General features: G+C 60.5%; 8 protein-coding genes. All 8 read left to right on the top strand.

The annotated features are described in order from the left end of the window. Positions 1-20 precede the first annotated feature (20 nt). The 8 genes from secD to aspS all read left to right on the top strand — a co-directional run bounded on the left by secD (position 21) and on the right by aspS (position 12,483). Positions 21-1,274 (top strand): protein translocase subunit SecD, encoded by a 1,254-nt coding sequence (gene secD, locus B2X55_RS07645; RefSeq protein WP_286821797.1) that lies wholly within the window; start codon positions 21-23, stop codon positions 1,272-1,274. Then, positions 1,267-2,184 (top strand): protein translocase subunit SecF, encoded by a 918-nt coding sequence (gene secF, locus B2X55_RS07640; protein ID WP_036374647.1) that lies wholly within the window; start codon positions 1,267-1,269, stop codon positions 2,182-2,184. Before secD ends, secF begins: the two co-directional genes overlap by 8 nt. 751 nt (positions 2,185-2,935) lie before the next feature. Continuing rightward, positions 2,936-4,942: a single-stranded-DNA-specific exonuclease RecJ gene (gene recJ, locus B2X55_RS07635; RefSeq protein WP_286821585.1), complete on the top strand. Its 2,007-nt coding sequence runs from the start codon at positions 2,936-2,938 to the stop codon at positions 4,940-4,942. Positions 4,943-5,006: 64 nt separating this feature from the next. Then, positions 5,007-7,229 carry a RelA/SpoT family protein gene (locus B2X55_RS07630; protein ID WP_036374651.1) on the top strand — a complete coding sequence of 741 codons (2,223 nt, stop codon included), beginning with the start codon at positions 5,007-5,009 and terminating at the stop codon, positions 7,227-7,229. 152 nt (positions 7,230-7,381) lie between these two features. Next, entirely contained in the window at positions 7,382-7,837 is a 456-nt protein-coding gene (locus B2X55_RS07625) for a Fur family transcriptional regulator (protein WP_286821584.1), read from the top strand. Positions 7,838-7,851: 14 nt separating this feature from the next. Further along, entirely contained in the window at positions 7,852-9,363 is a 1,512-nt protein-coding gene (gene hemZ / locus B2X55_RS07620; RefSeq protein WP_286821796.1) for a coproporphyrinogen dehydrogenase HemZ, read from the top strand. A gap of 46 nt (positions 9,364-9,409) precedes the next feature. Further along, positions 9,410-10,675 carry a histidine--tRNA ligase gene (gene hisS / locus B2X55_RS07615; protein ID WP_278822923.1) on the top strand — a complete coding sequence of 422 codons (1,266 nt, stop codon included), beginning with the start codon at positions 9,410-9,412 and terminating at the stop codon, positions 10,673-10,675. Continuing rightward, a complete protein-coding gene (gene aspS / locus B2X55_RS07610) occupies positions 10,675-12,483 on the top strand; it encodes an aspartate--tRNA ligase (RefSeq protein ID WP_286821583.1) in 1,809 nt (602 codons plus the stop codon). Before hisS ends, aspS begins: the two co-directional genes overlap by 1 nt. The last annotated feature ends 15 nt before the right edge of the window (positions 12,484-12,498 follow it).

Raw genomic sequence — 12,498 nt, 5'->3', positions numbered from 1 at the left:
CGTTGAGAAAGAATAGTCTCATCAAACTCATTGTCTGCATCGTGGCAATCGTCGGCTTATTCCTTGCATTCGTCCAGCCTCTGGCCAATTCCATACGCCAGGGCCTCGACCTGCAGGGCGGCACGCACGTCGTGCTCGAAGCCGAAGATACCGATGTAGCAAAAGTCAACGATGATGCGATGAACCGCGTCGTCACCATCATGGAGAAGCGCGTCAACGCGCTGGGCCTCACAGAGCCGATCATCCAGCGTGAGGGCGAGCGCCGCGTCATCATCGAGCTGCCGGGCGTCAAGGACCCGGATGCGGCCATCAAGACCATCGGCAAGACGGCCATGCTCGAGTTCAAGGACGAGGACGGCAATACGGTGCTGACCGGTACTGACCTCAAGGACGCGCAGGCCGCAACGAACCAGCAGAACGGCCAGAACGTCGTCAACCTTGAGTTCACCGACGAGGGCGCGAAGAAATTCGCCGACCTCACGACGAAGAACGTCGGCCGCACGATCGCCATCCTGCTCGACGGCGAGGTGCTGACGGCACCGAATGTCCGCGAGCCGATTCTCGGCGGCAAGGCTGAGATCTCGGGCCAGAAGACGCTTGAGGAGGCGCAGAACCTCGCCGTCGTCCTCCGCAGCGGCGCGCTGCCGGTCAAGGTCAATATCATCGAAACGCGCACCGTCGGCCCGACGCTCGGCCAGGATTCCAAGGACAAGTCGGAATTCGCCTTTGCCGTCGGACTCGGCGCTGTCCTCCTGTTCATGATCCTCTTCTACCGCATGTCGGGCTTCATCGCCGACATCGCGCTGATGGCCTACACGCTCATGCTGCTCGGTCTTCTCTACCTGCTCGATGCGACGCTGACGCTGCCGGGCGTTGCCGGTATCATCCTGTCCATCGGTATGGCCGTCGACGCAAACGTCCTGATCTTCGAGCACTTCAAGGAGGAGTACCAGATCCAGGGCAAGACGCTGCGCCTCTCGATGGAGTCGGGCTTCAAGCGCGCCTTCACGACGATCTTCGACTCGAACATCACGACGATCATCGCAGCGGCCGTCCTGTTCTTCCTCGGCACGGGCACGATCCGCGGCTTCGCCATCACGCTGGGCCTCGGCACGGTGCTCTCGATGTTCACGGCCATCACGCTGACGCACTACATGCTCAAGCTCATGGTCGATTCGAAGCTCTTCGAGAAGCCGGGTGCCTACGGTGTCACGGGCTTCATGCTCTGGAAAAAAGAGGATTTGCAAAAGGAGGATTTGAAGAAGAATGCTTAAATTCGATATAGCAGGTCATCGGAAAATCTGGTTCCTCATTTCCGCTTTGATCATCATCCCGGGCCTCATCTGCATGGCTGTACGCGGCTTCAACTTCGGCATCGACTTCACCGGCGGTACCATCATCGACCTCAAGTTCAATCAGCCGGTCAGCATCGCAGAGGTCCGCACGAGCCTCGCGAAGTACGACCTCGACGATGCGACCATCCAGCTCTCGGGCACCCAGTCGGACGTCAAGGAGTCGGAGAACGTCATGATCCGCACGCGCGATCTCGAGGAGGACCAGCGCAAGGAAGTCATGGCGACCATCAAGAGCGATGTCGGCGACTACAAGGTCCTGCGTGAGGAGAAAGTCGGCGCGACGATTGGCGGCGAGCTCATCACGAACGCTATCCTGGCCCTCGTCGTCTCGTGGGCACTGATCATCCTCTACGTCGCATACCGCTTCGAGCTGCGCTTCGGCATCGCCGCCGTCCTCGCGCTCATCCACGATATCCTCATCGTGCTCGCGGTCTTCTCGCTGACACAGCGCCAGATCGACTCCTCGTTCATCGCGGCGCTCCTGACGATTGTCGGTTACTCGATCAACGATACCATCGTCATCTTCGACCGCATCCGCGAGAACCTCAAGCTGCACTTCCGCCGCGGCGGCGACATCAACCAGCTCGTCGACCGCAGTATCTATCAGACGCTGACGCGCTCGCTCTACACGGTCTTCACCGTCCTCTTCACGACGGCCGCCCTCTATTTCTTCGGCGGCGATACGACGAAGGACTTCGCGTTCGCCCTGCTCGTCGGCTTCACCGTCGGCTGCTACTCGTCCATCTTCATCGCCAGCCCGCTCTGGGTCGTTTTCCGCAACTGGGGCGAGAAGAAAAAGCACCAGCCGAAACCAGAAGCTGCTGCATAATTGCATACAAGCTCTTGCAAGAGACTGCTGTCACGGCAGTCTCTTTTCTTTGTAATTCGCACGGTTGATTCGCTTTACATCGAGGAAAGGGGAGGGGGCTGTATTTCAGCTTCGTTGCGGCAGGGATGTGCAGATTCGAGACAGATTGTCGTAGCAGGGAGGGAACCCTTCCGGTTTCGTCACTCTGTTAAATGGGGCGCATGACACTTCATCGTCCTGAAGTCCATTCGCCGCCTGCCACGGCGTTCCTACATCCGTGTCCCAGCAAGTGCGTGGTGCGCCCCATCCCTGCGGGCAATCACGCCGTTCCTGCAAGCGGAAGGGTTCCCTCCCCGCTCAGATACGCCGCGGAATCTCGCCGCACGAAAGCTCGAAGCGCATTTGCGGGCATGAGCTCTGGCCGGGGGGATGTATTTCACCTGCAGGAGCGCAGTGACCGCCCGCAGGGATGGCCCCCAAGACTCTTTTTCGAGGGAAAGCCAATGTCAGAACGCCGCGTCAGGCGGCGAAGCAACTTGAGAGGGCGTTGCAGCATGGGGGACATTTAACGGAGCGACGAAGCTGAAATACATCCCCCCGGCCCTTTGCCAATAGTTTCTCGATTAAAGAATGTTGGTACGGTGTATCTTATAAATTTTAGTTGTCATGTTTTTGCTTTTCCTGTATGATAGAGAGAAACATTGTAAACTATGATATAATAGAAGCAACGTAAATCACGTAAATAGATACGGGAAATAAAGAGGGATAGAAGTTGTATAAGAAGTGGAAATTGTATGAGCCGGTGCCAGAGCTTCAGGCGTTTGCGCGCAAGATCGGCCGGGACACGACGGTGGCGGCTCTTTTGTGGCACCGCGGCATCCGCACGCGCGAAGAGGCACAGCTCTTCCTGCATCCGGAGCAGCTGCCTTTTTGCGATCCCTTCCAGATGCGCGACATGGACAAGGCTGTCGCGCGCATCATGCGCGCTCTGGAGCAGGGCGAGCACATCACGGTCTACGGCGACTACGATGTCGACGGCATGACGGCGACATCGCTCTTGACGCGAACGCTGCGCAAGGTCGGGGCAAGGGTCGACTTTTACATCCCCGACCGCATGACAGAGGGCTATGGCCTCAACCGCAAGGCGCTCGAGGCGATTGCCGAGCACTCGGACCTCTTGATCACGGTCGACTGCGGCATCGCGTCGGTCGCGGATGTCGCAGCGGTACAGGGGGCGGGCCACCTCGACATCATCATCACGGACCATCATCTGCCCGGCAGCGAACTGCCGCCCGCCTGTGCGGTGCTCAACCCGCACCGCGCGGACTGCCCGTATCCCGACAAGGATCTCGCCGGTGTCGGCGTGGCTTTCAAGCTCTGCCAGGCTCTCGACGCGAAGCGCCGGGGCGCAGAGTGGGACGGTCAGTCTGTCTTTCTCGATGACCTCGAGCTCGTAGCACTCGGCACGGTGGCAGACATCGTGCCGCTGCGCGGGGAGAACCGCCGCATTGTCAAGCAGGGCATGGCCCGCATGGAGGCGACTTCGCTGCCGGGCATCGCAGCGCTCGTCGAGGTCGCGGGCCTCAAGGACAAGAAGATCACGGCAGGCCATCTGGGCTTCCTGCTCGCGCCGCGACTCAACGCGGCCGGGCGCATCGAGTCGGCGAGGACGGGCGTCGCACTGCTGACGGCAGAGGACCGGCAGACCGCCGACAAGCTCGCGCTCGAGCTCGACATGCTCAACACGGAGCGCCGCGAGATCGAGCACAAGATCTGCGAGACGGCAGAAGAGGAGCTTTCCGGGCTCGACATGGCGGCGGAGAAGGCCATCGTCGTCGCGGGCAAGGGCTGGAATCCCGGCGTCATCGGCATCGCGGCCTCGCGGCTCGTCGACAAGTTCTACAAGCCGACCATCGTGCTCTCCATCCAGGAGGACGGTGTCTGCCGCGGCTCCTGCCGCAGCATCGAGGGGCTCAACATGTACGAGGCGCTCTCTGCCTGTAAGGAGCACTTGCTGCAGTTCGGCGGCCACGCGATGGCGGCTGGCCTCTCGCTGCGCGAAGAGGAGCTGCCTGCCTTCCGCGAGGCATTTGCCGCCTATGCGGGCGCACATCTCTCAGAAGAGGACTACGAGCCGAAAGTCTCGGTCGAGTTCGAGATGATGCCGGAGGAGCTGACACTCGACCTCGTCGAGGAGCTCTCGCTGCTCGAGCCGTACGGCATGGGCAACCCTAAGCCGTACTTCGGCTGCCGCAATGTGCGCGGCCGCGAGGCCATGGCCATCGGCCGCGATCAGACGCATCTGCGCTTCAAGCTCGGCACGGACGAAGCGCCCGTCACGAGCCTGATGTGGAATCGCGCCGATCTCGCGCCTTCTGTGAACCGCGAATCGCTCGACATCGTCTACGCACCGGCCATCAACGAGTGGAACGGCCGCCGCAGCCTGCAGTGCATGGTCGAAGACATGAGCCCGGCAGAGAGCGAGCGCGTCTTCCCCGACAAGGAGCTCCTGCGTGATGTCTACCGCTTCCTCTACGGGCTGCAGAAGATGCAGGGCAGCATCCCCTTTGAGACGGCAGCGCTTGCCGCGCGCTTCTGCCAGTCGTTCCATCATATTTCTCTCTATACGATGGGCGCGGCCTTGCGCATTTTCCAAGAATTGGGTATCCTAAGAGAGAATCTTGATGAAAATCACTATTATTTGCCACCCGTTCAGGGCAAGCAGGGAAAAATGGAACTGGAGGCGTCGCCGACGTATCGGCGCCGCAAGGTCATCTGACAGGGAAAGCAGGGACCTCGCATCGCGCGGCGAGTCTGCGCGATGACGCAAAGGAGTGGGACGTATGAATGACAAAGAGAAAGAACCGGTGACTATCGAGATGATTCTCGACGCCGTGAAATCGTATTCGCCGAAGGCCGACCTCGACCTCATCCGGCGCGCCTATGAACTCGCGAGGAAGGCCCATGAAGGGCAGACGCGCGTGTCGGGGGAGGCCTACATCATCCACCCGCTGCACGTCGCCCAGATCCTCACGCAGCTGCACCTCGACGATGCGACCATCAGCGCGGCGCTCCTGCACGATGTCGTCGAGGACACGATCTACACGAACGAGCAGATGAAGGAGATGTTCGGCGACGAGGTCGCGATGCTCATCGACGGCGTGACGAAACTCGGCCGCCTGCAGTACAAGTCGAAGGAGGAGGCACAGCTCGAGAGCTACCGCAAGATGTTCCTCGCGATGGCAAAGGACATCCGCGTCATCATGATTAAGCTGGCCGACCGCCTGCACAACATGCGCACGCTCAAGTACATGCGCGAGGACAAGCAGAAGCGCATCGCGCGCGAGACGATCGAGATCTACGCGCCGCTCGCGAACCGCCTCGGCATCTCGAGCATCAAGTGGGAGCTCGAGGACCTCTGCTTGCGCTATCTCGAGCCGGAGATCTACTACGATCTCGTCGAGAATGTCAAGCAGAAGCGCAAGGAGCGCCAGAGCTTCATCGATACGTCCATCGAGCAGATCAAGGAGAAGCTCGCGGAGGCGAATATCAAGGCAGATATCAGCGGCCGTGCGAAGCACTTCTACAGCATCTACAAGAAGATGAAGCGCGACAACAAGGACCTCAGCGAAATCTACGACCTCTCGGCCGTCCGCGTGCTCGTCGACTCGGTCAAGGACTGCTACGGCGTGCTCGGCGTCATCCACGCGATGTGGAAGCCGATCCCGGGCCGCTTCAAGGACTACATCGCCATGCCGAAGTCGAACGGCTACCAGTCGCTGCACACGACGGTCATGACGCGCGGCTATCCGCTCGAGATCCAGATCCGCACGTTTGCGATGCACCAGGTATCGGAGTTCGGCGTTGCGGCACACTGGAAGTACAAGGAGGCGGGCAAGGGCGCGAAGGCGACGGGCGCCGTCGACCAGAAGATGAGCTGGCTGCGCCAGATGGTCAACCTGCAGCAGGAGCTCAGCGACCCGAAGGAGTACTTCGAGGCTTTGAAGGTCGATGTCTTCTCGGACGAAGTCTTCGTCTTCACGCCGAAGGGCGATGTCGTCGACCTGCCGAAGGGCTCCATCCCGATTGACTTCGCCTACCGCATCCACACGGAAGTCGGCCATCACTGCGTCGGCGCGAAGGTCAACGGCAAGCTCGTGCCGCTCGAGTACAAGCTCAAGAACGGCGACATCGTCTCCGTCATCACCAACAAGGCCAACAACGGCCCGAGCCGCGACTGGCTCAACATCGTCGCCTCGTCGGAGACGCGCAGCAAGATCCGCTCGTGGTTCAAGAAGGAGAAGCGCGAGGAGAACATCGAGCAGGGCCTCGAGCTCATCAAGGATGAAGCCAAGCGCCTCGGCTACGCGCCAAAGACGCTCTTGAAGGAAGGGCGCCTGCAGCAGGTAGCCGAAAAGCTCAACAACCTCAGTGAGGACGACCTGCTCGCGGCGCTCGGCTACGGCGGCATCACGCTGCGCAGTGTCATGACGAAGCTCATCGAACTCTACAAGAAGGACCTCAAGGAAGCCACACCGCCCGATGTCTCGAAGATGCTCTCCGAGCTCAAGACGCCGCAGCACAGCAGCAAGCGCAACCGCTCGAGCCACGGCGTGCTCGTCGAGGGCGAGAGCGGCTTGCTCGTCCGCCTCGCGCGCTGCTGCAACCCGATCCCCGGCGACCCGATCACAGGCTTTGTCACGAAAGGCCGCGGCGTCTCGGTGCACCGTTCGGACTGCCCGAATGTCCTGCGCGACAACGACCTCTCACGCATGATTGAGGTCAGCTGGGATATCGGCCTCGATAAGGACTACACCGTCGAGATCGAGATCGTCTGCAACGACAAGAGCGGCGTGCTCGCAGAGCTTTTAGCCGTGCCGTCTGAGATGAAGATCAACATCCACAGCGTCAACGCCAACCCGAACCGCAGCAACAAGACGTCGACCGTCGTCATGGGCCTCGATGTCAAGAATGCGACACAGGTCGCGCAGATCATGACGAAGATGCGCCGCCTCAAGAATGTCTACAGCGTCTCCCGCGCGCTCAGCAGCCATCCGGGGCAGTGAGAGCGCGGAGGCACAGCAAAGGTCTATCCCAGATTCCTGGATTGTATTTTTCTTACATTCTTGTTATAATATATACATTTGAACGTACGATATCCTGTGCAGGGATTGAGGGCTGACAGGAATCAATAGACGCTAGAAAAGGGGACTACATTATGTCACAGACTTTCACGATGGACGACCTCAGGCGGATGCTGCAGGAGCGCCAGCACAAGATGACGCCGCAGCGCCAGGTCGTGCTCCAGATCTTCCTCGACCATCCGGGCGAGCATCTCTCGGCCGAGGATGTGCACGGCATCCTGCGCGACAACAAATCCGAGATTGGCCTGGCCACGGTCTACCGCAGCCTCGAACTGCTCTCGGAGCTCGGCATCCTGCAGAAAATGGAGTTCGGCGACGGCTGCAGCCGCTACGAAGTCAACAAGACGGACCCGTCAAAGCACCATCACCATCACTTGATCTGCACGAACTGCGGCAAGGTCATCGAGTTCCAGGACGACTTCCTGGAGCCGCTCGAAGAGGACATCAAGAAGAAGCTCGGCTTCAAGGTCAGCGACCACCAGGTCAAGTTCTTCGGCCTCTGCAAGGAATGTCAGGAGGCCCAGCAGTGACGCAGGAGAGACGATTGCGCGTCCGGACCTTCACGCTGAGCGACCGCAAGGAGATCATCTCGAAGATCGTGCGCGAGGTGCTCGTGCTCTTCAAGGTGGAGATCGTGGGGCGCAGCGGCGAGGCCGACTATCTGCAGCTCTCCGTCGTCAACCACCGACTGCCCGATACGGCAGACGGGCGCGTCGTCATGGAGTCGAGGCTCATGCTCTTTGACTGCAGCGGCAGGGAGACGTCCTTCACGCGCCGCAGCACGGGTGCGCTCGACGAACGTGAGGGCGCGGCCGTCAACCGCCTGATCAAGCTGAATCTCTACCATATCTTCCGCGAAGAACTCGACATGCCCCAGGCACCCTGGGGCATTCTGCATGGCGTGCGTCCGACGAAGATCGTGCACCGCTGGATCCGCGGCGGCATGGGAGAGGAAGCAATCATCGAGCGGCTGCAGCAAGACTACGCCTGCAGCGAGGGAAAGGCCCGCGTCATCGTGCCGATGGCCTTCCGCCAGCTGCCGTTCCTCGCGCAGTCCGACGAGAAGACGGTCAGCGTCTACATCGGCATCCCGTTCTGCCTGACGCGCTGCCTCTACTGTTCCTTCCCGTCGAACATCCTGCCCGGCAAGAAGCGCGTGCAGGAGTTCCTCGCCGTGCTCCAGAAGGACCTGCTTGCGGCCAAAGACGCCATCGAGCACTACGGCTTTTGCGTGCAGAACATCTACGTCGGCGGCGGCACGCCGACGAGTCTTCCCGATGAAGCCTTTGCTGAAATGCTCAATATGGTATATAATGCTTTCTATGGGCCTTCTATCGTGGAATTCACGGTGGAGGCGGGCCGCCCCGACAGCATCACGCCCGCGAAGATTGAGACGATGAAGCGCCTCGCTGTCTCGCGCGTCAGCGTCAACCCGCAGACGATGCAGGAGAGGACGCTCCGCCGCATCGGCCGCCAGCACACGCCGGAGGACGTCGTCACGATGTTCCACGCGCTGCGCAAGGCGGGCATCCCGCACATCAACATGGACCTGATCCTCGGGCTTCCCGGCGAGACGGCCGAGGATGTGCGCGACACGATGGAGAAAGTCACCGCGTTGGGGCCGGATGATATCACGCTGCACGCGCTCGCCCTGAAGCGCGGCTCACGCCTGAAGCTCCTGATGGAGGAGCAGCACGTCGAGCTGCCGTCTGACGAAGAGACGCGCCGCATGTCGGAGATCGCGATGGCCTACGTCAAGAAGATCGGCATGCGCCCGTACTACCTCTACCGCCAGGGCTACATGAGCGGCGACCTCGAGAACGTCGGCTGCTGCCGCGCCGGTGCGGAGGGCATGTACAACATCCAGATCATGGAGGAGCATCAGACCATCATCGGCATCGGCGGCGCGGCGACGACGAAAGTCGTCGACTTCCGCAGGAAGCGCATGAAGTCCTCGTTCAATGCGAAGGACCTCGTGACGTACCTGCGCGACATCGACATCTACATCGAGAAGCGCCGCCAGCTGCTCGACGAGGCGTACGGTCCGCAGTCATGAGATAAGCAACCAACAACCATATTAATACATACAGGGGGAACGATTCATGCTCACCAATGCCCCTAGGGGAACAAAAGACATTCTGCCCGACACTGTCGGCGAATGGAATTACGTCGAAGGGAAGATCCGCGAGATCTGCGGCCGCTATGGATTCGAAGAAATCCGCACGCCGCTCTTCGAGCACACGGAGCTCTTCCACCGCGGCATCGGCGAAGGCACGGATGTCGTCGACAAGGAGATGTACACGTTCGAGGACCGCGGCGGACGCAGCATCACGCTGCGCCCGGAGAACACGGCATCCGTCGTGCGCGCGTACCTGCAGAACAAGCTCTACGGCGACGCTTCGCTCGTCAAGCTCTTCTACATCGGCTCGATGTTCCGCTACGACCGCCCGCAGGCCGGCCGCATGCGCGAATTCCATCAGTTCGGTGTCGAGTCGCTCGGCGAGGAGAACCCGATGGCCGATGCTGAGATCATCATGCTGGCCGTCGACTTCCTGCAGTCGCTCGGACTCAAGGACCTGAAGCTCAGCCTCAACTCCGTCGGCTGCCCGAAGTGCCGGCCGGTCTACCGCAAGGTCCTGCAGGACTACTTCCGCGATAAGCTCGACGACCTCTGCGAAGACTGCCAGGACCGCTTCGAGCGCAGCCCGCTGCGCATCCTCGACTGCAAGGTCGACGCCGACAAGCCGTACATGAAGGATGCGCCGAAGATCACGGACTGCCTCTGCGACGAGTGCCGCGAGCACTTCGAGAAGGTCCAGAGCTACCTGACGGATGCCGGCATCTCGTTCGAGCTCGACCCGCGTCTCGTGCGCGGCCTCGACTACTACACAAAGACGGCCTTCGAGATCAAGTACGCACCGCTCGGCGCCCAGAGCGCTGTCGCTGGCGGCGGCCGTTACGACGGCCTCATCGAGGAGATCGGCGGCAAGCCGACGCCGGCTGTCGGCTTTGCGACGGGCCTCGAGCGCGTGCTCTTAGCCCTCGAGAAACAGGGCCTCATCCCGGAGCAGGAGAAGAAGGCAGATGCCTTTGTCGTCGCGCTCGGTGAGGCGGCCAAGGCCCCGGCCTTCACGCTCCTGACGAAGCTGCGCCGCGCCGGCCTCAAGGCTTCGATGGATTATGCGGGCCGCAGTATGAAGGCCCAGATGAAACAGGCAAACAAGGCACATGCCCGCTTTGCGCTGATCATCGGTGAAGATGAAGTCAAAGAATCCTGTGTCATGCTCAAGGATATGGAAAAGAGTGAGCAGCAGAAGGTTTCTTTTGATGCTATTATAGAAAAGCTATGTGCTGAGGTGAAAGGTTAATGGAAACATTACAAGGTATGAAGCGCACCCATCATTGCGGTGCCCTTCGCAAGACGGACGTCGGCCAGGAAGTCGTGCTCTGCGGCTGGGTCTCCCGCCGTCGTGACCACGGCGGACTGATCTTCGTCGACATGCGCGACCGTTCCGGTTTCGTGCAGATCGTGTTCGATGAAGCTGCCATGAACGAAGGAACGTTCCACAAGGCAGAGTCCCTGCGCAACGAGTTCTGCATTGCCGTGCGCGGCAAGATCCGCGCGCGCAGCGAGGAGACGATCAACCCGAACATCGATACAGGTGAAATCGAGGTCGTCTGCGCAGAGCTGCGCATCCTCAATACGTCGAAGACGCCGCCGTTCTACATCCAGGACGGCGTTGATGTGGACGAGATGGTCCGCCTCAAGTACCGTTATCTCGACCTGCGCCGCCCGGAGATGCAGAAGAACATCATCCTTCGCCACCGCGTGACGAAAATCATGCGCGATTTCTTCGACCGCAACGGCTTCCTCGAGATCGAGACGCCGATGCTCTGCAAGAGCACGCCGGAAGGCGCCCGCGACTTCCTCGTCCCGAGCCGCGTCAATCCGGGTGAGTTCTACGCCCTGCCGCAGTCCCCGCAGATCTTCAAGCAGATCCTGCAGGTCGCCGGCTTCGAGAAGTACTTCCAGATTGTCCGCTGCTTCCGTGATGAAGACCTGCGCGCTGACCGCCAGCCGGAATTCACACAGCTCGATATCGAGATGAGCTTCATGAGCCAGGACGACATCCTGACGCTGATGGAGGGCATGATCAAGGAGCTCTTCAAGAAGGCTATCGGCGCCGACATCCCGACGCCGTTTGAGCGCATGGAGTGGGATACGGCCATGGATAAGTACGGCTCCGATAAGCCGGACCTGCGCTTCGACATGCCGCTCATGGACATCTCCGAGTACGTCAAGGGCTCGAGCTTCAAGGTCTTCAACTCCGTCATCGAGAACGGTGGCATGGTCAAGTGCATCAAGGTTGACGGCTATGCGGACATCCCGCGCCGCCGCCTGGACGACCTCGTCAAGTTCGTCCAGGTCTACGGTGCCAAAGGCCTTGCCTGGATCCAGTACACGGAAGACGGCATCAAGAGCCCGTTCAAGAAGTTCTACGAGGATGAGACGTTCGCCAAGATTGCTGAAGCTACGGGGGCCAAGACGGGCGACCTGCTGCTCGTCGTCGCCGACAAGCGCCTCGTCGTCGACACGGCTCTCGGCCAGCTGCGCCTCGAGATGGGCAAGGAGCGCGGCCTCATCGATCCGGACAAGCTCCGCTTCCTCTGGGTCGTCGATTTCCCGATGTACGAGTGGAGCGACGAAGAGCACCGCTTCAAGGCAATGCACCATCCGTTCACGGCTCCGCGCGACGAGGATATTCCTCTGCTGAACACGGACCGCATGGGCGAGGTCAAGGCCAATGCCTACGATATGGTCCTCAACGGCGTCGAAATCGGCGGTGGTTCGCTGCGTATCTACAACGCCGACCTGCAGGAGAAGGTATTCGAGTCCCTCGGCCTCACGCCGGAGCAGGCTCATACGAAGTTCGGCTTCATGATGGATGCCTTCCAGTATGGCACGCCGCCACATGGCGGTCTCGCTTTCGGCCTCGACCGTCTGGTCATGCTCATGGCAAAGCGCCCGTCGATCCGCGACGTCATCGCCTTCCCGAAGACGCAGAGTGCACGCGACGTCATGTCGAACGCTCCGTCGCCGGTTGATGAGAAGCAGCTCCGCGAGCTCTCCATCCGCACGGCCGTCAAGAAGAAAGAGAAAAAAGAAGAGAACTGAATGCCTGGACCTCGC

Source organism: Mitsuokella sp. UBA4253 (genome assembly GCF_002395285.1).
Lineage (GTDB): Bacteria > Bacillota > Negativicutes > Selenomonadales > Selenomonadaceae > Mitsuokella > Mitsuokella jalaludinii.
The sequence above is the reverse complement of the archived record's forward strand: the minus strand, read 5'-3'. Positions and strand labels throughout refer to the sequence as shown.